The following is a 24,877-nucleotide window of genomic DNA, read 5'->3' as shown; positions in this document are numbered from 1 at the left end:
CGGATGAGTGGGAATTGGCCTGCTAGCAGGCCAATGGGCGTGGTTAGGCTTTCTGCAAAACCTGCGGATTCACGCAGTTTTCCGTCACGGTACCGGTTAGCGCAGCGATCAGGTTATCCACCGCGCAGGCAGCCATGTTGTAACGGGTCTCCGTGGTGGCAGAACCAATATGCGGCACGGCAACGACATTGCGCAGCGAGAGTAAGGGTGAGTCTATCGGTAGCGGCTCTTGTTCAAACACATCCAACCCAGCGCCATGAATCGTGCCATCTTGTAGCGCGGCAATCAGCGCCTGTTCATCAACAACCGGCCCACGGCCCGCATTAATCAATATTGCGCTGGATTTCATTTTAGCCAATTGATCACGACCAATCATATGGTAGGTCTGCTCGGTCATCGGTAGCGTAATACAGAGAAAATCAACTTCAGCCAATAAAGTATCGAGAGAACAGAAGCGAGCATTAAAGCGCTTTTCGGCTTCTTCATGTGGGCGGCGGCTGGTATACAGCACCGGCATACTGAAACCGAAATGTGCCCGCTGGGCCAGTGCCATCCCGATACGGCCCATACCGAGAATGCCGATAGTTTTATGATGAACATCAACACCATACCAGTCATCACCAATGCTATCTTGCCATTCACCGGCTTTCACCCGTTCAGCCAATTCAACCACTCGGCGTGCGCAAGACAGCACCAACGCCATCATGGTGTCGGCGACGGTTTCTGTCAGTACTGTTGGCGTGTGCATTAGGGCAACACCACGCTGGCTCAGGGCATCAACATCAAAGTTGTCATAACCGACGGAAATGGTTGAGGCAGCGCGCAAACGCGGCGCTAATTGTAGAAAGCCCTGATCGATTTTACCGCCGGAGCCGATAAGCCCCTGCGCCTGTTGCAGCGCAGATAATAGCTCTGGCTGATTATCAGGCGTTAAACCATCAAAACTGTTTACGGTAAAATGTTGGGCTAAACGCTGATGCAGATCGCTGGGAATACTTTTGTACAGCACGATAGAAGGCTTCATCGCAAACTCCAATGACGTTACCCTTTATACTTGAAGTCGCAGGGGTGGTAGCTTCATTCACTAACCCGAATCATTTGACTGTGTAAGTTCATCGGGGTTTGCTTACTTGATGCCTGCCCGCAACCTCAATTACTTTGGGTGGGTGAAATTTAAAGCCAGCATACCAGTGATCACTATTGTGGGATCAACTGCTAATCACCTTCGTCATGTTATGACTGATGAAAACCAACCCGCGTTGGCAGGTTGGTGACGTCGAATTATTGCGCTTCGCTGCGGGCGGTATTTTTAGCTGTAAGGGTATGCGAGCGGATAGTCGCACAACGCAGTGCGGTAATAATCGCTAATGCGGGTGCGATGGCAAACAGGATAAACAACCAATGGGCGGTATTTTCTGCCCCCGCGACACCCCCTGGGGAATTAAGGCCAGAGAGGTTGGCTACCATGCCCGCCATCGCCGCACCGAGTGCGGTGGCAAACATCTGAACGGTGGTAATCGAGGCTCCGGCAATGTCTTTATCTTCTTCAGCAGCCACTTGCAGAATGCGAGTCAGCAAATGTGGCCAGCCAAAGCCGATACCAAAACCGACCAGTGTTAATGCGATAGCGATCGGCACCATATGTTGCCAGCCGCCGAGTGAACCGGCCGGCATCAAGATAGACAGCGCCACTAACCCCACTAGCACAATAATTGGGCCGCTGATAATCGCCCAGCGGACGCCTGATTTCTTCCAACCCGCGCTCATTACCTCAGAAAGGGTCCAACCCGCTGCCATGGTGGCCGCAATATAACCTGAAATCAACGGTGACTGACCATGGAGGATTTGCAGGAAGTAAGGAACAAATATCTCACAAGTAATGCCGATCGCCAGCAGAGAGATGGTGATATAGAGCGCGGCCAGCGGTGAGTTAAGGCGCAATGCATCTTTTGGCAGTAGGCGAGAGGTGGCGCGCGATTCTATGCGCAGTAACAACAGCAACAGTAAGATGGCAAACACCATACCCACCATGTTTATCAGGCCGCTACTGGCAATACTGCTGGCAGAAATAGTCAAAACAATCGCGGTTAATAACACCAATTGTGCGACGGGCAATGCCGATGCTGTTGTGGTACTGGAGCGGCCTGCTGGCAGGATTCTCCAGGTAAAGATGGCATAAATCAGGGTGATGGGGAGTAGCGTCCAAAACGCAAAACGCCAGGCGTTCATTTCAGCAAAGATGCCACCAATCGCAGGGCCAACCAGGGTAGCAACACCCCACATACCTGAAATCAGCGCCATTGCCCGTGGCCATAATGATTGTGGAAATACCAGATTAATCATGGCGTAAGAGAGTGCAAACAGGAAACCACCCCCTAAGCCTTGTACGGTGCGGCCCAACAGCATCAGTGGCATGTTCGGTGCCATGGCACATAACGCACTGCCCAGCATAAAGATTAGCGAGGCAAACAGGTATGCGCTACGTGGCCCGTAGCCACTGAGTAAGCGCGCAGAAAGGGCAGAACCGAGGATTGAGGCGGTGACGAACAGCGTGGTGTTCCAGGCGTACAGGCTCAGACCGTCAATATCCAGTACCACGGACGGTAAAATGGTGGTAGCAATATAGATATTAATGGCATGTAGCACCACACCCCCTGACAGGGCTATGGCGAAGGCCGCATTTTTACCGGAGAACAGGTCACTCCAACGGCTTGCATCATTTATTATCACGTTTCTATCCTGCCAGAAATCTGGTTGTTGAGTTGATTTGGTGGTTACGATAAAATTAAACAAGTAAATTCTTGGAATAACTTAGGCCAGTTACCAATAATAAGTCAAGTATATGCTTGGAAAATGTTATGCTGGCATTGATTTAGCAAAAATAAAAAACCTAGCCATGATACCGGGGAAGATATGAATATCGACCATACCACCAGTCAGCCACAGTCGGTGGCGAAACGCCTACTGATGCTGCTTAAAACCCGTGGCCCGATGCAAGCGAGTGATGCCGGGATGATTTTAGGCACGACAGGTGAAGCGGTCCGGCAGCAATTCGTCAAATTGGCTAAGGAGGGTTTGGTGGTCTCCGAGGCGCAAACGCGCGGTGTGGGTCGGCCGATTCAATTATGGCAGCTAACCGAGGCGGGTAACGCGCAGTTCCCTGATACGCACAGCGAACTGACGGTACAACTATTAGGTTTAATCCGTTCTCAATTAGGCGACAGCGCCCTTGAGTTGCTAATTGATAGCCGCGAGCAGGAAACCCGCACTCAATATTGTCAGGCGATGGTGGGGGCAAATAGTGTGACCGAGCGGGTTGAGCGGCTGGTGGCAATCCGCAGTCGTGAAGGCTATATGGCGGAATGGCAGGTAGAATCCGACGGCTCATTGTTATTAATCGAAAATCACTGCCCGATCTGTGCCGCAGCGACCAGTTGCCAGGGTTTTTGTCGGGCGGAGTTAGCCGTGTTCCAGCAGGTGTTAGGGGTACCGGTTGAGCGTGTTGAGCATATTCTATCCGGCTCGCGCCGTTGTACTTATCGCATCAGATTGGCGTCATTATGATGACCGATTGGCTGTTGCAAGGAACATGCGGATAAAGCCTAAGACGTTATCCGCAGGAAAAGTATCAGAAGTTATAAAAATATCAGAAGTTACAGCGGGCTTAAGGTGATTTCAACCCGGCGGTTCTGTGCCTTACCGGCGGCGGTGCTGTTACTTGCGACCGGATTGTCTGGGCCAGCACCACTGGTGCGAATACGATTAGCTGCCACGCCTTGCACGATAAGCGCGCTGCCCACGCTGTCGGCACGTTGTTGTGAAAGGGTCATGTTATGTGCTCTGGCACCGGAGCTGTCGGTATAACCCGTCACATTCACAGCGGTTTTATCATACTCTTTCAATACCATCGCCACGCCAGTTAAGGTGTTAGCACCGGCGGGTTTTAGGTTGCTGCTGTCAGTATCAAACGTGACATTATTGGGCATATTCAACACGATATTATCTCCCTGACGGGTGACACTAACACCTGTACCACTCATTTTTTCACGCAGTTTGGCTTCCTGCACATCCATATAATAACCTGCACCACCACCCAACGCGGCACCTGCTGCTGCGCCAATTAACGCCCCTTTGCCCCGATCGTGTTTCGATGATGACAACATACCAATGCCAGCACCTAATGCTGCACCAATACCGGCACCGTAACCGGATTTTCCGGCTTGTGATTCGCCGGTATAAGGATTGGTAGTACAAGCGGAAAGCGTAAGCGCCACAGAAACGGCGGCCACCGTGGCCAGAATACGTTTTTTCATTGAATTTCCCTTAAATGGCACTCTATTTCGGCGAAAAAATAGATAACGTCGCCCAATAGCAGATTAAAAAATCATTAACCAGCGGTAAGCACCGTTGCTGGTTTTTATCTGCCATCGTTATCCGGTAAAAAGGGGGAGAATACCATTGAGAAAACTCTCATAGTGCTGTGGCGTTGGTCTAAATGCTGCGTTTGTCGGCAGAAAAAGCACAGAAAAGCGCTTTACGACTGCCGAATATCACTAGAAACCTCACTATCAAAACTCATCATGTTTGAAGCCGAGTTTTGTACTCACTCGTGCTGCGGGTTGACTCGGGGCGCGAAAACGCAAAACTTTCACCCCATGTTGTTGTAAATAACGCGCCAGCCCGTGCAGTGCGGCGCTCCCTGCCCCACGAATACTCCCTTCATCCTCTGGCATCAGTACATAGTTGGGATCAGTTACAAAAAATTCGACGTACTAGTTTTCGTGACTATTCTCAAAAGTTTCATCTCTCCTGGCTGCCAGAATGCTGACAATATCTCCTTGTAGCCGTACTGCTACGTACACATAGTTATTTTCAGGTGCGAGTAATTCGCTATATAGGACGAAATTGTTTATCCGCCCAGCCTCGATAGTTCGGTTCTGTTCCGACCAGGGTTCGTTAGTTATGTGGTAATAGATGGGTGCCGCGTTATAAATGTCTGACCATGCGCCTACCGCCGCTAAAGCACCATCCATAAAGGCGGCATCAATATCTGGCCGTGTCGGGAGGGTGGAATCAAAAATATCGACATCAAAATATAAATCGGGGTGGGTGACCCATTGATCATTCTCAAGCACTCGCGCAGCAGGCGGATCGGTGGGGTAATGATAAGAGGCCAAAGAGAGTGAATATGTGCCTAACGGCAAGCGCTGTGCACCAGAGGGGGATTCAGTAGGGGTGGGGTTGTGCGCCAGATAGCGTGCGTAATTTAATCTCGCATAATCAAAAGCCAGAGCTATTTGGTGGATGGTTTCATCTATTCCGAATTGACGAATAACTGACTGGACCTCATTTACCAAGCGACTTTCCGCTGCCGTATCGCTGATTGCAAAGCCCGTCGTATCATGAGTATTAATTTGTATTAATACCCGGCGCAAAACATCCTGCGTCCAGTCGCGCAATGAAGTACCGAATAACAGCGTGAAATCGGCCAATATTCTTGATACCCACAGACGGCAGCTCACATCTAAATCACGGGGATAACGTTCGGCGAGGATATTATCCATCGAGGTTTTACAAAATTGCGCGGTGGCGGGTAGTGTAAGTGCCTGATTATGTAATTGGGTGTCGAACTTGGTTAATATCAGTCCCGCGTTATCACTATTTTCTGTGAGTTGTGACTGTGGTTCAAGTAAGGGGGGCTTGGTGGTAATCACAACCGATTTAGCTTTGTTATCATCAGAAAACCAATGTTTTACTTTACTCCACAGCGTATCGCCCTGATTGCAGCGACTGTGAGTGACGTAATTATAAATCGCCAGCGCGGGAATAAAGGCACAGCCTAATGTTCCGGCGGTATCCCGTTCGCTTCTATGGTGCACAGACTGAATATCTTCAGTGCTAGCCGCCATCACTATTTGGTCGATGAGCAGTGGCTGCTTACTGGTGTTATTAATGATGAGGGTTGAGGTTTCTACGGGACGATCAAAGGGAGCATTCCTGAGCGTTATAGTGGGGGATAAGGCTATCTGTTCAGTGCCACGACTTTCCATAAAATCCACTGCAATACTATTGTTGTTTAGATGAAATAACAGGGAAAATCGATTAGCATCTGGGTGAATACGGAATGCCAGCGGTTCATTATTCTGCGAATTATTAAAGATGAGTAATTCTCTGTTAACAAACCATATTATTGGCCCTAAAGATAATTCCGCCATAAAAGTACTCTTATCATTAATATCAAAACTCAGTAAAACTTGTTTATTAGGATAGGCTGGACTATTCCAATGTTGGGAAAAAATATCGGATAAGGGCAGTTGCATTCGTTTTAAAATAGCACAACGGTTACTACAACCTTCAAGGGGCGAATAAGTAACTTCAATGCTGCTAATTTCATTATCCATGTCTAAATCAGCTAAACCGTTCTGCCCGATAGATTCAGTTAAATTAAAATAGGGTGGGTTATAATCATCGTTTTTATATATGGTAGCTAACATCCCATCGGGAATATGAATTGATGAAGCATTATCATTACCTATCATTGTATCGTCTTCGTTAAAAAGATCAGCGCTCTCTTTATTGGTAAAACATTTTGATTTCCCTTGGAATTTGTCTTCTGAATATAAACATACCTCAGGTGGAAGGGTGACATAACCGCCCATTCCGCTGGAAATCGCCGTGGTGGTTATAAAAAATAATAATGTTAAACTTTTACTTATAAAGTTCAACTGCATAATTAACTCCTTTTTTATGAGCTGAGAGTTTTAATAAAAATGGCGACACTATTTAATAATAAATATTCCCATCACATATTTGAGCAAATATCAAAACTCATCATGTTTGAAACCTAGCTTCATTTTTATTCGGGCAGAGGGTTGTGAAATAACGCTAGAGCGTAATGTTTTCACTCCATTTTCTTTTAAATAACGGGCCAATTCATGTACTGCTGCGGTACCTGCTCCGCGAATATTCCCCTCTGCATTTGGTGTTAGTACATTGCGCGGGGCACTCACCGAAACATCGATATAGAACTCATCGGTAGCGTTCCCTTTCGCGGCCCCCAGCACACTAACAATCTCGCCCTCAAGCCGCACCACCACAAACAGATAGTCATTACTGGTGTTTTCCAACTCAAGCAACAGTGAGGTACTGGTAGTGCGTGCCGCGCTGATAGTGCGGTCAAGGTCAGTGACGGGGTTACCTTGCTGGTCAGTTTTTAATGGTGTGAAAAGATAAGTATTAAACCAATGATCCATCACTGTGTGCGCGAGAAGAATAGCTGACCTGTCAGTGGTGTTGGCATCAATGATCTCCACCGCAAAATGTAAGTCGGGTCTGGTCACCCATTCATTATGCTGACGAATACGGACAGCGGGCGGCTCGGCGGGATAGTGATAAGATTCCAGAGAAAGTGAATATTCCCCTAACGGAAGAGCCTGTGCGGCGGCAGGTGATTGTGTGGCGCTGGGATTATGCTCGACGTAATTGGCATAATTTAATTGGGCATAGCGAAATGCGTGGGTGATCTGCCGGATGGTTTCAGTCAATCCCAATTGTTGGATAATCGCGCGGATGCCAGTGACCAGATGACCCTCAGTGGCCTGATCGCTGCCCACATAGCCAGTTGAGTGTTGTGCGTCAATCCGCGTAACGACATTCTGTAGTTGCTCAGGCGTCCAGTCCCGCACAGAATGACCGAATAACAGGGTAAAATCGGCCAAGACTTTTGATACCCAACTAGGGCAGTTTTCATCCGGGCTGCGGGGATAGCGCGCAGCGAGAATATTATCGAGCGAAGTTTTACAAAATCTTGCGCTGGCCGGTAGTGTGAGTGCCTGATTATGTAATCGAGTGTCAATTTTGCTTAAGGTCAGCGTGAGGAGATTGGCTTCGTCATCGCTATATTTGGGCCGTGCGGGGTGTGGTTTAAGCAATAGGGACTGTCCACTAACCAAAACCACCTTGTCTTGATTATCATTGGAAAACCAATGTGATATCTGACGCCATAATTTATCCGCCTGATCACAATGGCTATGCGTAACATAATTATAAATCGCCAAGGCGGGGATGAAGGCGCAGCCTAGCGTGCCAGCGGCATCCCGTACCTTTCTACTGCATCCACTATATTCAGTGTTGTCCGTTACTTCTGTTTCAACTTGATATTGATCTTCAGAATTTAAACAAACCTCTCTATTTTTACCGTTATCTGCAATAGCTAATGGGGGCAATGTTATTAAGAGAGTTAAGGCTAATTGGATGCTTAGCAATGTCCTTGTCATATTCAACCCCTCACTTATTCCCACAGGAAAATAGGCTCAGGAATAGAGTAATGCGGTTGCGTGTTTGATACGGTTATTAAAATTTGTCAGATGCAGGGAGAATTAAAGCAGGGATGAGTTAAATGGGCGCTGCCAATGCAGGGTCAGGATAGTGTTTTTGGTTTCCGCATTATAGGCTTTCCCTGCAACGGTAAACCCTTGCTTACGATAGAAGTGATAGGCACGCAGGTTTCGTTGATAAACCTCTAGGGTTAGAGCGTGGTAGTGTTGTTGAACGTAATCCATCAACGCTTGCCCAATCCCCTTACCGTGCATGGATTGGGTGACGAACAGCGCCCCTACCAGTTGTTCTTCGAGAATACTAATAAAGCCTGCAATGGGGTTAGTATCACCGGTAGTTTCCGCTGACAAATATAGCCAGGTGCGGGCCGCTGGGAGATAGGTATTCCGTACCAACGGGGCGCTCTCGTGCCAGTATTGTTCGGCCACAAAAGGATGCGCAGCAATGGTACTGGTCAGCCACAGTTGCATCAGGTCATCGAGATCGCTTGGTTGGTAAGGTCGAATCATTTTACGGCGTTATCCGGGTGACAAAAACAGCTTGCCAGATGGTCGTTCACTAAACCGCTGGCTTGCATAAAGGCGTAGCAAATAGTGGAGCCGATAAATTTAAAACCGCGTTTTTTCAATGCCTTTGACATTGCATCTGATACGGGTGTGGTTGCGGGTGATTCTGCCAGACACCACCAATGGTTAATTTTTGGCTCACCATCAACAAAACTCCAGATAAAGCGCGAAAAATCCTCACCGTTGGCTTCCATGGCCAGATAAGCTTGTGCATTGGTGATAATGGCTTGAATCTTACCGCGATGGCGGATAATGCCGCTGTCCAGCACCCGTTTTTCTACATCGTCCGGCCCCATTTTCGCCACTCGCACGGGATCAAAATTATAGAAGCACTTGCGATAGTGTTCACGTTTTTTCAGCACGGTTATCCATGAAAGCCCGGCTTGTTGCCCTTCGAGGCAGAGCATTTCGAACAGCGCCTGACTGTCGGTGCGTGGAATACCCCATTCAGTGTCGTGATAAGCGAGATAGAGAGGATCAGAGGTGACCCAACCGCAGCGTTGTAGACTCATAACTCATCTTCCTTTTTATTATCTGTCTCAGCAGGGGATGATCGCTGTTCATTAGCTGATTAGCAACCTATCGACGGACTCTTTACCTTTGCGGGCACAGCGCAAAATAGCCAGTTGGAATACAGTGAAAGGCTCATTTTATCGACAAATCGATCTTGATTGTTGCATCTTACCGGATTCTGGCTGTATATCTTACGGTCAACGGGTATACTGGCCCATTCCATTTTAATCCACTTGTATCGCGTGCGAATCCAACATGCAAAAGTTTGATACCAAGACCTTTCAGGGCCTGATCCTGACGTTACAGGACTATTGGGCGCGCCAAGGCTGCACCATTGTTCAACCACTGGACATGGAAGTCGGCGCGGGTACCTCCCACCCAATGACCTGCCTGCGTGCACTTGGCCCAGAGCCAATCGCTGCCGCATATGTACAACCTTCACGCCGCCCGACCGATGGTCGCTACGGTGAGAACCCAAATCGCCTGCAACACTATTATCAGTTCCAGGTGATCATTAAGCCTTCACCAGACAACATTCAGGAGCTGTATTTAGGCTCGCTGAGAGAACTGGGTCTGGACCCGACTATCCACGATATCCGCTTTGTCGAAGATAACTGGGAGAACCCGACCTTGGGTGCCTGGGGGCTGGGCTGGGAAGTGTGGTTGAACGGGATGGAAGTGACGCAATTCACTTACTTCCAGCAAGTGGGCGGTTTGGAATGTAAACCGGTCACTGGCGAGATAACCTATGGTCTGGAACGTTTAGCGATGTACATTCAGGGCGTAGACAGCGTTTATGACCTGATTTGGTGCGACGGCCCACTGGGCAAAACCACTTATGGCGATATTTATCATCAGAATGAAGTGGAGCAATCCACCTATAATTTCGAATACGCCGATGTGGATTTCCTGTTCTCCTGCTTTGAGCAGTATGAGAAAGAAGCTCAGTCGCTGCTGGCACTGGAAAACCCGCTGCCGCTGCCCGCTTATGAGCGCATTCTGAAAGCTGGCCATACGTTTAACCTGCTGGACGCCCGTAAAGCCATCTCGGTGACCGAGCGCCAACGCTATATTCTGCGCATTCGTACGCTGACCAAAGCTGTCGCCGAGGCTTATTATGCTTCCCGCGAGGCGTTGGGCTTCCCTATGTGCAAAAAGAATCAGAACTAAGAGGCTGTCATGACTCAACAGACTTTCCTGGTGGAAATCGGCACGGAAGAGCTGCCGCCGAAGGCTCTTCGTTCTCTGGCCGAATCTTTTGCTGCCAACTTTACTGCTGAATTGGATAACGCCAACCTGCCGCATGGCGAGGTGGTTTGGTATGCTGCGCCGCGCCGTCTGGCGGTAAAAGTGACCGATTTAAGCGCTGCTCAGGCGGATCGTGAAGTTGAAAAGCGCGGCCCTGCTATTGCGCAAGCCTTTGATGCTGAAGGTAAACCGAGCAAAGCCGCCGAAGGCTGGGCACGGGGTTGTGGTATTACAGTCGATCAGGCCGAACGTCTGGTTACTGACAAAGGCGAATGGCTGCTGTATCGCGCCCATGTCAAAGGCCAATCAGCACAATTACTGCTGGCAGGCATGGTGAATACCGCGCTGAGTAAGCTGCCTATTCCTAAATTGATGCGTTGGGGTGATAAAGAAACCCAATTCGTTCGCCCGGTTCATACTGTAACCCTGCTGTTAGGCAGCGAATTGATCCCTGGCACCGTGTTAGGTATCGATTCAGATCGTGTTATCCGTGGTCACCGCTTTATGGGTGAAGCGGAATTCACCATTGATAGCGCTGACCAATACCCGCAGATTTTGCTAGAGCGCGGTAAAGTCATTGCTGACTATGAATTACGTAAATCTATAATCAAGCGTGATGCGGAACTGGCAGCGCAGAAGATTGGCGGTATTGCTGATCTGAGTGAAAGTCTGTTGGAAGAAGTGACGTCGCTGGTTGAATGGCCGGTGGTGTTAACTGCCAAGTTTGAAGAGAAATTCCTGGCAGTACCTGCGGAAGCGCTGGTCTACACCATGAAAGGTGACCAGAAGTACTTCCCGGTTTACGATGCGGCCGGTAGCTTGCTGCCCAACTTCATTTTTGTTGCCAATATTGAATCTAAAGATCCTCAACAGATTATTTCCGGTAACGAGAAAGTGGTTCGCCCACGTCTGGCCGATGCGGAGTTTTTCTTTAAGACTGACCGTAAAAAGCGCCTGGAAGACAATTTGCCACGCCTGGAAACCGTGCTGTTCCAACAGCAATTGGGGACGTTGCGTGACAAGACCGACCGTATCCAAGCATTGGCGGGCTGGGTTGCCGCCCAGATTGGCGCGGACGTTAACCATGCTACCCGTGCAGGTCTGTTGTCCAAATGTGACCTGATGACCAACATGGTGTTTGAATTCACCGATACTCAAGGTGTGATGGGGATGCACTATGCCCGTCACGACGGTGAAGCTGAAGATGTTGCTGTTGCGCTGAATGAGCAATATCAGCCACGTTTTGCCGGTGATGATTTGCCGTCGAACCCCGTTGCTTGTGCATTAGCGATTGCCGATAAGATGGACACATTGGCCGGTATTTTCGGTATTGGTCAACATCCGAAAGGTGATAAAGACCCGTTTGCGCTACGCCGTGCGGCGTTGGGTGTATTGCGTATTATCGTCGAGAAGAACTTGCCGCTTGATCTGCAAACGCTGACTGAAGAAGCGGTGCGCCTGTATGGCAGCAAGCTGACCAATGGCAACGTGGTCGATGAAGTGATTGAGTTCATGCTAGGCCGTTTCCGTGCCTGGTATCAGGATGAAGGTCACAGCGTTGACACCATTCAGGCGGTACTGGCTCGTCGCCCAACCAAACCGGCTGATTTTGATGCCCGGGTGAAGGCGGTGACCTATTTCCGTACCCTGGATGCTGCGGCGACATTAGCTGCTGCTAACAAGCGTGTATCGAATATTCTGGCGAAATCCACGGATACCCTGAATGACCATGTTCATGCCTCGGTGTTAAAAGAGCCGGCAGAGCTGAAACTGGCAACACATTTAGTGGTATTGCGCGATAAGCTGGAGCCGGTCTTTGCTGCGGGTAACTATCAGGAAGCGCTGGTGGAACTGGCTGCTCTGCGGGAAACTGTCGATGAGTTCTTCGATAGTGTTATGGTCATGGCAGAGGACGATGCAGTGCGGGTCAACCGCCTGACATTGCTGAGCAAATTACGCGAGCTATTCTTGCAGGTTGCTGATATTTCGTTATTACAGTAATTCTGCCCTTGATTGGCAACAGGGGAGCGTATTTATCCAAAGAATTTGGCGTTGCAGGCAGGTAAACCTCTGGCAACGTCAAGTAATTAAGGGTAAAGCGCTCCCCTTAGCTATTCTTAACACTGGAGTTGGGTGATAAGAATAGAATTTGTGAAAATAAGTACTTACTACAGGAGCAGTTTCACATGACTTTTGCACTGAATACAGCCCGATATTCACGTTGGTTAGCGCCATTGCTGGCGTTACTGGTGGTGTTCCAATTGACCGCCTGCGGGGATAAAGAGCCAGAACAACGTAAGGCTTTTATTGATTATCTGCAAAATACAGTGATGCGTAGTGGAATGAAACTGCCAACACTGAGCGAAGATCAAAAGCAGAAGTTTGGCCCTTATGTCAGTGATTACGCGATTTTAGTCACTTTTTCACAGCAACTTACCAAATCTGTCGATGCCAGCTTGACCCCGGCGATTACTCAAATCAATGAGATCCGTGTGGCGCAGGATTATCTTGCCAAGCGTGATGCGTTACAGCAGTCCGCAGGTGCATTGAACTTGTTAGTGCAACAGATTCGTACGGCAAAAACGCAAGCTGATAGTGCTGTTGCTGTATTGAAGCAGCCCGATGATTTGAAAGTGGTATTTAATAAAGCTTTCGACAATATTGTGACTCAGCCAGCCAATGTATTGATCCCAGCAGTGCCGGTGATTTCTGCTTTTGTGCAGGATCTGGCGCAAGTTGGCGATTTCTTACAGCAGCAGGGTACGCAGGTTACCTTCAATAATGGCGGTGTTCAATTCCAGACCCCACAGCAAGCGGCGCTATATAACACGATGATGGCTAATTTAGTCGCCAAGTACCCGGCGATGATGACAGCGCAGAAGAGTGTAGCGAGTGTCATGCAGTGATGGTTTTGGTTGATTTAGGTTGATTTGATTTGGTGATCGGTTCGGTTGTTAAAGCAACTGAGTTTACTTAACCTGCGATGAACCAACCGGCAAAGGGGCCATAAGCGTGGCCCCTTGTGCAATCCCGCGCCTGCGCGAAATATTGCCCTGCGGGTAAACCGCCCGCGTCTTTCGGGCTGACGAGCCAGCGCGATTCGCTCCTGCTCAAGCGCGCTTTTCGCGGGCGTCCATGCCCGCTTACTCTACCCTCACTCCTTGCCGGCAATATTCCTGATTGCGCTCAACGTCAAAACCATCGCTTTAGGTTTTGATTTTCTCTTTTGACTTTAAAAGCACATTTGAGCTGCCGAGTGAAGAATGAAGTCAGGGAAATCCGCCATGGACGGCGGATTTAGGCGTCATGAGCAGGGATGCGAATAAAGCCGTCCCGCCAGCGTAATGATGAGCCGAGGGAACCTGCGCAGCAGGCAAGCGATACGTGCGGAAGCGCGGATTGTTAAGGCCCACGCTTATGGGCCTTAACTCGGTTGAGGCGACTGAGCTAAAATGACCTCTGAGCGTTTATCAACCGAAACCTGATCCGAACCTAAGCACTAAACTCATATCAACCGAAACCCGCTCCAATAGTGTGCCCCTTCCCCCTGTTATTTTATTACACATTTCTACCAAGAGTTGAGTCTGAGAGGTTATTAGTCGAGTGAATGTCTCATCCCCTCTCTGCGCGCAAAAATAACTTGTGATTAACATCACATTTTCAAAACAAACTAACCCACACAAAGAGTGATATACATCACTCTTATTGGGCTTTCTAGATTAAAAATTCGCCTTCGTGGTTTTCTTACAGCCATTTAGTGTGATCTGCGTCAACAAATACACCCCTGTGATGGGTGTTTTGGTGTGACATTGATCACACAAAGGTGGTGAGCTACGCGTGAATAAAGGAGCATGCTAGAGTTTGTTTTGCATACAGCGTGTTTGTATTCGATAACACCGGCGGGTTTTGCAGAACTGCCTCAACAAAACAATTATATCGCGCTCTTATTGTTAGCGCGTACCAATAGGGGTGTTTTATGTTTTCACCAGACGCAAAGGTCAGAATTCAAAATTTTGGCCGATTCCTCAGTAACATGGTTATGCCCAATATCGGGGCATTTATTGCCTGGGGTATTATCACTGCACTGTTTATTCCAACTGGCTGGCTGCCAAATGAAACGCTAGCCAAACTGGTTGGCCCAATGATCACTTACCTGTTACCACTGCTGATCGGTTTTACCGGTGGCCGTTTGGTGGGTGGCGATCGCGGTGGTGTGGTAGGTGCTATCACCACCATGGGTGTTATCGTTGGTGCCGATATGCCAATGTTCCTCGGTGCGATGATTGTGGGTCCACTGGGTGGCTGGGCAATCAAACACTTTGACCGTTGGGTTGAAGGTAAAATCAAAAGCGGCTTTGAGATGCTGGTTAACAACTTCTCAGCCGGTATCATCGGTATGCTGTTGGCGATTTTGGCCTTTATGGCGATTGGCCCATTTGTAGAAGTGTTGTCTAAAGCACTGGCTGCTGGTGTGCATATCATGGTGCAGCTTAACCTGCTGCCATTAACGTCTATCTTCGTCGAACCAGCCAAAATCCTGTTCCTGAATAACGCGATTAACCACGGTATCTTCTCACCTCTGGGTATCCAGCAGGCGACTGAAACCGGTAAGTCTATCTTCTTCCTGATCGAAGCAAACCCAGGCCCAGGTATGGGTGTGTTGATGGCTTACATGTTCTTCGGTAGAGGCAACGCTAAGCAATCTGCTGGCGGCGCGGCTATCATCCATTTCTTCGGTGGTATCCACGAAATCTATTTCCCATATGTGCTGATGAACCCGCGCTTATTGCTGGCGGTTATTCTGGGCGGTATGACCGGCGTGTTCACTCTGACTATGCTGAACGGCGGTCTGGTATCACCTGCGTCTCCTGGTTCTATCCTGGCAGTATTGGCGATGACACCTAAAGGTGCTTATTTTGCCAACATTGCTGCAGTTGCTGCTGCGTTTGCTGTGTCCTTCGTGGTGTCTGCTATCTTGCTGAAAACCTCTAAAGTCAAAGACGACGAGGAAGACAGCCTGGAAGATGCGACTCGCCGTATGCAAGATATGAAAGCGCAATCTAAAGGCGCACAAGCAGCGAATGCTGCCGCTGCCGCAGGCGACCTGACCACAGTGCGTAAAATCATCGTAGCTTGTGATGCAGGTATGGGTTCTAGTGCGATGGGCGCAGGTGTGCTGCGTAAGAAAATACAAGACGCAGGCTTGAAGCATATCTCTGTGACTAACTGTGCTATCAACAACTTGCCAGAAGATGTGGACTTGGTTATCACCCACCGTGATTTGACTGAGCGAGCCATGCGCCATGCGCCACAAGCGCAACATATCTCGCTGACCAACTTCCTTGATAGCCAGTTGTACACCAACCTGACAGCCCGTTTGGTGGAGGCGGCTAACACGACAGCGAGCACTCAGAAAGTGATTGAAACGCTGGACGATAGCTTTGAAGCCTCTGAAGCCAATTTGTTCAAGTTGGGCGCAGGGAATATCTTCCTCAATCAACACGCAGCCACCAAAGAGCAAGCTATTCGCTTCGCCGGTGAGCAGTTGGTGAAGGGGGGCTATGTTGAGCCGGAATATGTTGAAGCGATGCTGGAACGTGAAAAACTGACCTCCACCTATCTGGGCGAATCTATCGCGGTACCGCACGGTACCATCGAAGCGAAAGACCGTGTGCTGAAAACCGGGGTGGTATTTTGCCAATACCCTGACGGCGTGCGCTTTGGCGACGAAGAAGATGAAGTGGCGTGTTTGGTGATTGGTATTGCGGCCCGTAATAATGAGCACATTCATGTTATTACCAGCCTGACAAATGCGCTGGACGATGATTCTGTCATTGAGCGTTTAAGCAAAACTACCAGCGTGCAGGAAGTATTGGACTTATTGGGTGGCAAAAAGTAACCCAGCAATAACTGAATAGGGCCGTTGGGAGAAACGGCCCTTCTACAGCAAAAGGTAAAAAACATGAAAGCATTACATTTTGGCGCAGGTAACATTGGCCGGGGCTTCATTGGTAAACTTCTTGCTGATGCCGGTGCGCAACTGACCTTCGCAGATGTTAACCAGCCGCTGCTGGACGAACTGAATAAACGTAAAAGTTATCAAGTCAATGTGGTCGGTGAGCAGGCGCGGGTTGAAGAAGTCAAAAACGTAAGTGCGGTAAACAGTAGTAGCCCAGACGTGGTGGCGCTGATTGCTGACGCCGATATTGTCACCACCGCGGTTGGCCCGCAGATTCTGGCACGTATTGCCGGCACTGTGGCACAAGGCTTAGCCGCTCGTCATCAACAAGGTAATACTCGCCCGCTGAATATTATTGCCTGTGAGAATATGGTGCGCGGAACCAGCCAGTTAAAACAACATGTCTTCGCTGCGTTACCGGAAAGTGAACAAGCGTGGGTTGAGCAGCATGTCGGTTTCGTTGATTCTGCGGTAGACCGTATAGTGCCGCCATCAGAAGCAGGCAGTACAGATATTCTGGCAGTGACGGTAGAAACCTTCAGCGAGTGGATTGTTGATGGCACCCAGTTCAAAGGGCAGCCACCGGAAATCGCAGGTATGGAGTTGACCGACAATCTGATGGCGTTTGTGGAGCGTAAACTCTTCACCCTGAACACCGGTCATGCGATAACGGCCTATCTGGGGCAACTGGCAGGCCATCAAACCATCCGTGATGCCATTCTGGACCCAGCAGTACGCCAGACAGTGAAAGGCGCAATGGAAGAGAGCGGTGCGGTACTGATTAAACGCTATGCTTTTGATCCACAAAAACATGCCGCTTATATCAATAAAATCATCTCCCGTTTTGAGAACCCTTACCTGCATGACGATGTTGAGCGTGTTGGCCGTCAGCCATTACGTAAACTGAGTGCCGGTGATCGATTGATCAAACCGCTATTGGGTACACTTGAGTACCAACTGCCACACACCAATCTGGTAACCGGTATTGCGGCGGCCATGAGTTATCGCAGTGAGCAAGATCCACAAGCTCAGGAGTTGGTTGAATTACTGGCGAAATTGGGGCCGAAAGCTGCTTTAGCGCAAATTTCAGGCTTACCCGCTGATGGCGAGGTTGTCGAACAGGCGGTGAATGTGTATAACGCCATGCAGGACAAGCTGGCGCACTAATTTTGTTTCGTTATGAACAAAACGAGTTTGCGTTAGGTGATATACCCTAAATAATTCGAGTTGCGGGAAGGCTGTCAACGCACATGCGGCTTGAAGTATGACGGGGATAAATACCGTGTCAGATTGCGCGGTATTTATCTTTTCATAGCCCGATATTCTGAAACCACCTCAGTGACAAGCGATGATTGAAAAAACACAGGCATTTGAGAATCGGGTACTTGAGCATCTGAACGCAGGCAAGACCGTTCGGAGTTTTTTGATGGCTGCTGTCGAATTATTGGCAGAAGCGCTGAATATTCTCGTGGTGCAGGTTTTTCGTAAAGATGACTATGCGGTGAAATATGCCGTGGAGCCATTGCTGGTTGGCGATGGGCCGCTTGGTGAGCTATCTGTCCGGCTAAAGTTGGTTTATGCCTTGGGTGTGATCACCCGTCATGAATATGAAGATGCTGAGCTATTGATGGCACTACGTGAAGAGCTGAACCATGATGGCACCGAGTATCGCTTTACTGACGACGAAATCCTCGGGCCATTTGGTGAATTACATTGTGTGGCTGAATTGCCGCCAGTGCCAACTTTCCTGCGCCCAGATGAAGCAGACGCGTCGCTGATTGCCATGCAACGCCAGCGTTATCAGCAAATGGTGCGTTCCACTATGGTGCTCTCGATTACCGAATTGCTTTCCCGCATTAGCTTAAAACAGGTTTCTAAACTTTCACCACTCGGCCATGCCTGAATTACTGCAACACACTGAGCCATTCGTCAACTAACAGCCACAATGCTGTTATTGCCATCAAGCCCCCCATCACTCCATTGAATAATCGTAGTTTCCAGTTAACTCGCAATGCATGGCGTAGCTGATCCCCCATCACCGCCCACACGGCCACACAAGGCAGATTCAACAAAGCAAAACCACTAACAATCAGTAGGGTGTGGCTCAGCGTAGCGCCTTCACGTGGTGTAAATAAGATGGCGACATTCATAGCCATCAGCCAGGCCTTTGGATTAATGGCCTGAAATAATGCCCCCTGGATAAATCCCATTGGTTGTTGTCCATCCCTTGACTTCGGGCTACCGGAATTAAAAATTTTCCACGATAACCAGAATAAGTAAGCACATCCCAACGTCACCAGTGGTAGGCGAATAACCCCCAGCCAACTGAGAATTAATGCCAGCAATGTGGTCATTAATGCACATTGCAATGCGCAGCCAAAGGTAATCCCCAGCATCATCGGCAAGGTGCGACGTAAGCCAAAATTAACACCAGATGCGGCTAATAACAGGTTATTTGGACCTGGCGTGATCGACATAACGGTAACGTAACTGATGAAAGCACTGTCTAGCATGGGATGTCCTCCCCTTCGTACTCGAAGTTGCACGGGCTTAGTCATCTCATCGGCCTGGCGGCAACTCCAATTACTGTGGGTATTATTTATGTTATCAAGGTATTCAGCTTAAACAGCAAACCGCTGTGGCGTTAGAAGCAGAAGTTATCTATTGTTGTGGGTACAGTTTGCATAAGTTTGAACTGTACCTATTGAACCTGCGGAGAACTGTCACCATGCCTGTTGTTATGAATGAAATTCGTTACTTGCAAGTGGCTGAGAATTTGGCGCAGGCCATTAAAAAAGGCAGTTTGCTGGCGGGTAGCCGCCTGCCATCAGTGCGCGGTTATGCCAAAAACCATCAGGTGAGTATTAATACGGTGGTGGCAGCTTATCGTACGCTGGAGGATCGTGGTTTGATTGAGGCGCGTCCGCAGTCAGGGTTTTATGTCTGTAGTGCGTCAACGGCGGTGGTGCCGACAGCGACAGTCGGCAAACCGGTGAATGAGGTGCTGGATTTAATTGATACGGTATTTGCCGCACAACAAAACCCCCGCTTTACTAATATCTCGCTCGCCTGCCCGCAAACGGCGGATTTTTACCCCAGTGCCAAGTTGGGCCGCATCATGGCATCGCTGTTGCGTCGCGAGCCACAGTTAATCAGTCAATACGCGTTGCCACCGGGGTGCCAGCGCCTACGTCAGCAAATCGCCCGTCGCGCCATGACCCTAGGTATGCTGGCTAATCCGGCTGATATCACTATTACGCATGGTTGTATGGAAGCGTTGCAGTTAGCGTTGCGGGTCACCACCAAACCGGGTGATTGTGTCGGGCTGGAATCGCCAACCTATTTCTATCTGATGCCTTTGCTTGCCAGCCTTGGCCTGAAAACAGTGGAGATTCCAACCGATCCACAGCAAGGTTTATCGCTGGATGTGTTGGAATTACTGCTTCAGGAGGGGCGGTTGAATGCATTGATCGCCATGCCAACGGTGCAGAATCCGTTAGGCTTTACGATGCCGCTGGCGGCGAAAAAACGCCTGGCGCAGTTGATGAACGATCATCAGGTGCCGCTGATAGAAGATGGTTTATATGCAGAAATACAATTTGGTACAACGTTGTCCCCAGCGGTAAAAGCCTTTGATCGCGATGGCTGGGTGCTGTTCTGTTCCAGTTTCACCAAAACACTGGCCCCGGACTTCCGCATCGGCTGGATTGATGGTGGCCGCTTCGCGGAGGCATTACATAAGTTAAAAGCAGTGTCGTCGATGGCGGAACCGGCATTATTATCAAAAACACTGGCACTGTTTCTGGAGTCTGGCGGTTACGACCACCACCTGCGCGGGCTACGCCGCCGTTATGCGCAACAGGTACAGCAGGCGCAGCAACTCATTGCACAGTACTTCCCGCGTGGGACCAAAGTGACCCAACCAGCAGGCGGTTTTGTTTTCTGGGTGGAGTTCCCTGCCAGTGTCGATACCGTGGCGCTATTTCATCAATTGCTGCAAGAACAGATATGCCTGACCCCCGGCACGCTTTACTCGCCGAGTGGCCGCTATCGTAATGCTTTTCGCCTCTCGTGTTGTTATCCGTTCAACCACCACTATACCCAGGCTTTGGTCAGGCTCGGGGCGGTAGCTTGTGAAATTAGCAGCCTGCCGGCGGGAATGCAGTGGCAACCAATACAGGAGGCTGCTGCTGAAAAGCCCGCATCCTGATACACTCTCTATCTTGATGCACAATCAGTGCTATCCTATCCCCAACTTTAGCGAAATATCGTGCCCATCAGTGGCATGTACGGGCCAATACTATGAAAGAACATGCAGAAATCAAACGTCTAAGCGACATGCTGGATGCGCTGAACCACAAAGACCCTATCGTGATCCAACAGGGCAATATGGATTTGATCGCGCAGCATATGAAAGAAAAAGAGAAACTGGCGGCTGAAATTCAGCGCCTGAAAGAAGTGCGGGTCAAAAACCTGAGTGCTGAAGCACAAAAGCTAGCTCAACTGCCGTTCAGCCGTGCTATTACTAAAAAAGAGCAGGCGGATATGGGCACGTTAAAGAAAGCGGTACGCGGCATTGTGGTGGTACACCCAATGACGGCATTAGGCCGTGAAATGGGCCTGAAAGAAGTGACCGGCTACGCGAAAAAAGCATTCTGATTAATCGCAGCGCTAAATCCGGGTGGGTGGCATGGCCGCTACCCGGTTTGTTTTTGTAAATATTATCAATCAAACAGTTCTGAGTGGGTGCCTGCGCGAACAAAGATAATCTGGCTTATTTTACTGCTGCTACTTAATTTATAGATCAGTAAAAAATCTCCTCCGATATGGCATTCTCGGAAATTTTCCCAGTCTCCTTTAAGTGGATGGTCTAACCATTCGGCACCTAACGGCGTATCATTTGCAATAAGCAGTAACATGGCATGTTTGAGTCGATACATATCATAACGACCACTGCGGGACAGCCTTTCCCAGTCTTTAAGGAAGTCTTTGGTATAATCTGCCGTCCTTGGCATTGTCGTTCGTTTACTTACTGTTGTCTTTTTCAAGTTCAATAAATAACTCATCCGAAGTAGTAAAACGTGCGCTATGGGCTTGAACTATCTCTTCTGCTTCCTGCATCGCCGCACGAGTCTGGGGGTTAGGTACTTTCAATTCGAATGGAAATGCCTGATCAGCGACGACGCGATTTAAAAATAAACGCACGGCGTCGGAAACCGAAAGGCCCATTGCATTGAGTGCTGCTGTTGCCTGTTTTTTGACGTCATCATCAATACGGACATGCAACATTGTGGTGTGTGTAGCCATTTTTGCCTCCTCATCAATAAACTGAGTTTGTATCTCAAGTGAGATACAGTCAAGTTTATCAATAAAGATCGGCATATTTTGCTATTCAATAACCTCTATCGTTAGGTATTCCCTAATAACCGCCGATTGAAATCCTCGATCTTTCCTTGCGACAGGCGCGTTAGCATGGTTTTACTCCAACTGGCTGACAACCCCGATACGGACAACAAGCGGCGATACTGTTCTTCATCGAACGGCATATGCCAGGCGATGGTAATAGCCTCTGCCACTGAGATATCACTGGTGCGCGCCAACAGCTCTAATGCATGGCCTTCACTGACAATACCGGTGGAAATTACGCGATACAGCCAGCCGCAATAGCCGGTTTGTTGCATCAGTGCCGACATTTCCTCGATAGCGAAATGGAAGTTGAGTTTGTAACAAGGTGAACGCGGTTGGGTCACCTGAATGATAGCCCCTCCCCAGCGGTAGATATCCCCCATATAGACATTTTGTTCCGTCATACCCAGAGTTGAGATGTTTTCACCATAGGCTGGTGCTACGAAAATATCTTCCTGTGCAGGGAATCGCTCTATCCAGTGGGAATAGTGTTCTCGTGGATAATGGCATAAGGCGCGGTCTGGCCCGCCGTGAAAGCGGGTTTCGGCTTGTTCATCCCCTTCCAATCCCAGAGCTGTAAGCATGATGCCACCCTGAACCTGGCGTTTTCCAATCGCGCTCGGGGAGCTGCCGTTATAAGGCTCAATTTTACCAATATAAATCTGTGGATACTTCATCTGCTCTCCTTGTCTGCGTTTCGAAGGGAGAATCAGAATACCCTGCCTGACCGCAGGGTTCCAAGGCTAAAGAAATTAACAATGAGATAAGCAGGAATAACCGCAATGGCTATCCCTGCCGGGTACTGAGGTTTAGCGGCTAATCAGAAGGTTTCCCAATTATCTTGCTGAGCGGTTCGACCGTTTTCTGTGCCAGTGCGAGATGTTGGCGTACTTTTATGTACCACGGATGCGCTCGTGTTTTTCTGTGCCGATTCTACCTCGGCATCGGATAGGCGGAATACGGCGACGGCCTGTGCCAGTAAAATGGCTTGTTCAGCCAGTGAGTCGGCGGCGGCGGCAGACTCTTCCACCAGGGCCGCATTCTGCTGAGTGGTGCTATCCATTTCAGAGATAGCTTGGCTAACCTGCGTGATACCACGGCTCTGCTCATCGGATGCTGAGGCAATTTCCGCCATAATATCGCGCACATGCGTTACTGAGCGGACAATATTTTCCATCGTTTGCCCGGCATTTTGCACCAACGTGGTTCCGGCATTTACCTGAGTCACTGACTCACCAATCAGGCCTTCAATTTCTTTCGCCGCTTGTGCACTGCGTTGTGCCAGATTGCGAACTTCGCTGGCGACTACGGCAAAACCACGGCCTTGCTCACCGGCGCGGGCGGCTTCAACCGCCGCATTCAGGGCCAAAATATTGGTCTGGAAAGCAATGCTGTTAATGACTGAGGTGATCTCAGAGATACGCTTCGAGCTACCGGAGATATCGTTCATGGTGCGCACTACATCGCTAACCAGCTTGCCGCCTTGCTGTGCGGTATCTGAAGCCTCTGTCGCCAACTGATTGGCGTGATGCGCATTATCGGCATTCTGTTTAACTGTGGCATTCAATTGCTCCATGCTGGCAGCGGTCTCTTCTACGGCAGCGGCTTGCTGTTCGGTACGGGAGGATAAATCGGTATTACCGGCAGCAATTTCGCCGGAGGCATGGGACACCTGACTGACACCAATGCGGATCTCATCAATCATGGCGCGCAGATTTTCATTCATCCGGGCAACGGCATTCATCAACAGGCCCAACTCATCGGTACGGTGTGATGTCGTCGTCGCAGTTAAATCACCGGTAGCGATGCGTTCTGCCATCGCCAGTGTGGTGCGTAGTGGCACCGTGATCTGGCGGGTCATACGCCATGAAATCAACAGGCCAAACAGCAGTGCGGCAATGGCCGCAATGGTTAACTGCAATTGTGCATTATTGATTTCTGCGTGGGTCCCTTGCAGCTCTTGGGTGAACAGATGAGTGGCCAGCTTACTCAATTCGTTGGCATTAGACTCCATCACTTTACCCACTTCCAGCTCTTGCTGATAAGCCGGTAAATAGGCCAACACGTTATCTTTATAGGTACTCAGGCTGGAAATCACCGGAGCCAGTAGTTTTTGCTGTTCGGCCGATAACACCGGCATAAACGCGTTGGCGGCACTATTGGCGATATTGATTGAGGTAATCAGCGAGGACTCTGCATCTTGGTTGCGATCCAGCAATAAGCCGCGTGCGTTGTAGCGCACGGTCATCAACTTCTGGTTCATCTCTGCCAGCAGGATTTGAGTATTGGTATCCGCCCCTTCATTGAGCAGGCTTTGTTGCAGCTCGTTGAGGTTTTTCTGGGTTTCAGAAATATTCCAACTTTTACGCACATCATCTTTATGGGCCACGGCATTGACAAAGTTACTCCGCTGTTGCTGATACTCTTCTACCACATCGGAAATACTGCTAATGGTTTTACGGTTGTTTTCCGACCAGCTAAGGCTTTCGCTTTGGGTTAATAGATTTTTTATATTATTGATATGTTGGGAGTTTTCTTTAATGTATTTCAGGTCATAGGTACGTTCATATAACGCACGGTTATATTTCGCCTGATTGGCTTCATCGTTGATTTTGTAGCTCAAATCGACTTTATAAGCATGTTTTTCAATGACGGAGAAATGATAAGCTGCGGTACCAGCGATGATCCCGACCAACAACAACATCAGGAAAAAGCTTAATCCCAGCTTTTTACCGACTCTCACATTTTCAAATCTACCAAAAACGTTGCTAAATATTGCCATGTTCTTCTCCGTTATGCGGTGTCTCTGATGCAAATCAATCAGCGTAGGTGAGTTTGGGGAGGTCTA

The 24,877-nt window shown here is 49.2% G+C and carries 22 protein-coding genes; 9 read left to right on the top strand and 13 right to left on the bottom strand.

All coding sequences use genetic code 11. From position 1 onward, the window contains the following. Nucleotides 1-43: 43 nt before the first annotated feature. The gene (gene ghrB, locus A6J67_RS02965; protein WP_050297644.1) at nt 44-1,024 is read right to left on the bottom strand and encodes a glyoxylate/hydroxypyruvate reductase GhrB; all 981 of its coding nucleotides are present in this window, start codon (nt 1,022-1,024) and stop codon (nt 44-46) included. A 257-nt stretch (nt 1,025-1,281) separates the two neighbouring features. Then, nucleotides 1,282-2,724, bottom strand: a complete 1,443-nt coding sequence (locus A6J67_RS02960) for an MFS transporter (RefSeq protein ID WP_050297667.1) — start codon at nt 2,722-2,724, stop codon at nt 1,282-1,284. A 189-nt stretch (nt 2,725-2,913) separates the two neighbouring features. On the opposite strand from A6J67_RS02960, the gene A6J67_RS02955 reads away from it, so the two are divergent. Continuing rightward, on the top strand, nt 2,914-3,564 hold the full coding sequence (locus A6J67_RS02955) for a helix-turn-helix transcriptional regulator (protein WP_042568829.1): 651 nt from the start codon (nt 2,914-2,916) through the stop codon (nt 3,562-3,564). 89 nt (nt 3,565-3,653) lie between these two features. Here the strand turns inward: A6J67_RS02955 and A6J67_RS02950 are convergent, their stop codons facing one another. From A6J67_RS02950 to A6J67_RS02930, 6 genes are all read right to left on the bottom strand, one after another. Further along, nucleotides 3,654-4,313 carry an OmpA family lipoprotein gene (locus A6J67_RS02950; protein ID WP_005186808.1) on the bottom strand — a complete coding sequence of 220 codons (660 nt, stop codon included), beginning with the start codon at nt 4,311-4,313 and terminating at the stop codon, nt 3,654-3,656. A 255-nt stretch (nt 4,314-4,568) separates the two neighbouring features. Continuing rightward, nucleotides 4,569-4,733, bottom strand: coding sequence for a hypothetical protein (locus A6J67_RS23615; RefSeq protein WP_226967880.1), 165 nt, complete (start codon nt 4,731-4,733; stop codon nt 4,569-4,571). A 39-nt stretch (nt 4,734-4,772) separates the two neighbouring features. After that, nucleotides 4,773-6,731: a GNAT family N-acetyltransferase gene (locus A6J67_RS02945; RefSeq protein WP_226967879.1), complete on the bottom strand. Its 1,959-nt coding sequence runs from the start codon at nt 6,729-6,731 to the stop codon at nt 4,773-4,775. A 90-nt stretch (nt 6,732-6,821) separates the two neighbouring features. Further along, nucleotides 6,822-8,276, bottom strand: coding sequence for a GNAT family N-acetyltransferase (locus A6J67_RS02940; RefSeq protein ID WP_050297645.1), 1,455 nt, complete (start codon nt 8,274-8,276; stop codon nt 6,822-6,824). Between the two features lie 102 nt (nt 8,277-8,378). Next, nucleotides 8,379-8,846: an N-acetyltransferase gene (locus A6J67_RS02935; RefSeq protein WP_032906748.1), complete on the bottom strand. Its 468-nt coding sequence runs from the start codon at nt 8,844-8,846 to the stop codon at nt 8,379-8,381. Next, nucleotides 8,843-9,415 (bottom strand): DNA-3-methyladenine glycosylase I, encoded by a 573-nt coding sequence (locus A6J67_RS02930; protein ID WP_005186826.1) that lies wholly within the window; start codon nt 9,413-9,415, stop codon nt 8,843-8,845. The genes A6J67_RS02935 and A6J67_RS02930 overlap by 4 nt, the downstream gene beginning before the upstream one ends. A 256-nt stretch (nt 9,416-9,671) precedes the next feature. On the opposite strand from A6J67_RS02930, the gene glyQ reads away from it, so the two are divergent. The 6 genes from glyQ to A6J67_RS02895 all read left to right on the top strand — a co-directional run bounded on the left by glyQ (nt 9,672) and on the right by A6J67_RS02895 (nt 18,526). Beyond that, the gene (gene glyQ / locus A6J67_RS02925) at nt 9,672-10,586 is read left to right on the top strand and encodes a glycine--tRNA ligase subunit alpha (RefSeq protein WP_005186828.1); all 915 of its coding nucleotides are present in this window, start codon (nt 9,672-9,674) and stop codon (nt 10,584-10,586) included. Between the two features lie 9 nt (nt 10,587-10,595). Then, nucleotides 10,596-12,665 carry a glycine--tRNA ligase subunit beta gene (gene glyS, locus A6J67_RS02920; protein ID WP_005186829.1) on the top strand — a complete coding sequence of 690 codons (2,070 nt, stop codon included), beginning with the start codon at nt 10,596-10,598 and terminating at the stop codon, nt 12,663-12,665. 185 nt (nt 12,666-12,850) lie between these two features. Further along, nucleotides 12,851-13,570, top strand: coding sequence for a DUF3053 domain-containing protein (locus tag A6J67_RS02915; protein ID WP_005186831.1), 720 nt, complete (start codon nt 12,851-12,853; stop codon nt 13,568-13,570). A gap of 1,070 nt (nt 13,571-14,640) precedes the next feature. Further along, entirely contained in the window at nt 14,641-16,563 is a 1,923-nt protein-coding gene (locus tag A6J67_RS02905) for a PTS mannitol transporter subunit IICBA (protein ID WP_080608048.1), read from the top strand. A gap of 63 nt (nt 16,564-16,626) precedes the next feature. Continuing rightward, a complete protein-coding gene (locus A6J67_RS02900) occupies nt 16,627-17,790 on the top strand; it encodes a mannitol-1-phosphate 5-dehydrogenase (RefSeq protein ID WP_005186836.1) in 1,164 nt (387 codons plus the stop codon). 181 nt (nt 17,791-17,971) lie between these two features. Continuing rightward, nucleotides 17,972-18,526: an MltR family transcriptional regulator gene (locus A6J67_RS02895; protein ID WP_005186837.1), complete on the top strand. Its 555-nt coding sequence runs from the start codon at nt 17,972-17,974 to the stop codon at nt 18,524-18,526. A gap of 1 nt (nt 18,527) precedes the next feature. Here the strand turns inward: A6J67_RS02895 and A6J67_RS02890 are convergent, their stop codons facing one another. After that, the gene (locus A6J67_RS02890; RefSeq protein ID WP_032906751.1) at nt 18,528-19,136 is read right to left on the bottom strand and encodes a LysE family translocator; all 609 of its coding nucleotides are present in this window, start codon (nt 19,134-19,136) and stop codon (nt 18,528-18,530) included. Nucleotides 19,137-19,351: 215 nt separating this feature from the next. Between A6J67_RS02890 and A6J67_RS02885 the strand changes: the two genes are divergently transcribed. Together A6J67_RS02885 and A6J67_RS02880 are read left to right on the top strand one after the other, a co-directional pair. Continuing rightward, the gene (locus A6J67_RS02885) at nt 19,352-20,833 is read left to right on the top strand and encodes a PLP-dependent aminotransferase family protein (protein WP_032906752.1); all 1,482 of its coding nucleotides are present in this window, start codon (nt 19,352-19,354) and stop codon (nt 20,831-20,833) included. A 92-nt stretch (nt 20,834-20,925) separates the two neighbouring features. After that, nucleotides 20,926-21,282, top strand: a complete 357-nt coding sequence (locus A6J67_RS02880) for a YibL family ribosome-associated protein (RefSeq protein ID WP_005186841.1) — start codon at nt 20,926-20,928, stop codon at nt 21,280-21,282. A 65-nt stretch (nt 21,283-21,347) separates the two neighbouring features. On the opposite strand, the gene A6J67_RS02875 is transcribed toward A6J67_RS02880, so the two are convergent. The 4 genes from A6J67_RS02875 to A6J67_RS02860 all read right to left on the bottom strand — a co-directional run bounded on the left by A6J67_RS02875 (nt 21,348) and on the right by A6J67_RS02860 (nt 24,811). Then, nucleotides 21,348-21,671: a type II toxin-antitoxin system YafQ family toxin gene (locus A6J67_RS02875; protein WP_226967878.1), complete on the bottom strand. Its 324-nt coding sequence runs from the start codon at nt 21,669-21,671 to the stop codon at nt 21,348-21,350. After that, nucleotides 21,649-21,930 (bottom strand): type II toxin-antitoxin system RelB/DinJ family antitoxin, encoded by a 282-nt coding sequence (locus A6J67_RS02870; RefSeq protein WP_032906763.1) that lies wholly within the window; start codon nt 21,928-21,930, stop codon nt 21,649-21,651. Before A6J67_RS02870 ends, A6J67_RS02875 begins: the two co-directional genes overlap by 23 nt. Before the next feature lie 101 nt (nt 21,931-22,031). Continuing rightward, nucleotides 22,032-22,706 (bottom strand): 6-hydroxyaminopurine reductase, encoded by a 675-nt coding sequence (yiiM, locus tag A6J67_RS02865; protein WP_005186847.1) that lies wholly within the window; start codon nt 22,704-22,706, stop codon nt 22,032-22,034. Nucleotides 22,707-22,849: 143 nt separating this feature from the next. Further along, nucleotides 22,850-24,811 (bottom strand): methyl-accepting chemotaxis protein, encoded by a 1,962-nt coding sequence (locus A6J67_RS02860; RefSeq protein ID WP_050297646.1) that lies wholly within the window; start codon nt 24,809-24,811, stop codon nt 22,850-22,852. Nucleotides 24,812-24,877: the final 66 nt, after the last annotated feature.

Source organism: Yersinia sp. FDAARGOS_228, assembly GCF_002073315.2.
GTDB lineage: Bacteria > Pseudomonadota > Gammaproteobacteria > Enterobacterales > Enterobacteriaceae > Yersinia > Yersinia intermedia.
The sequence above is the reverse complement of the archived record's forward strand: the minus strand, read 5'-3'. Positions and strand labels throughout refer to the sequence as shown.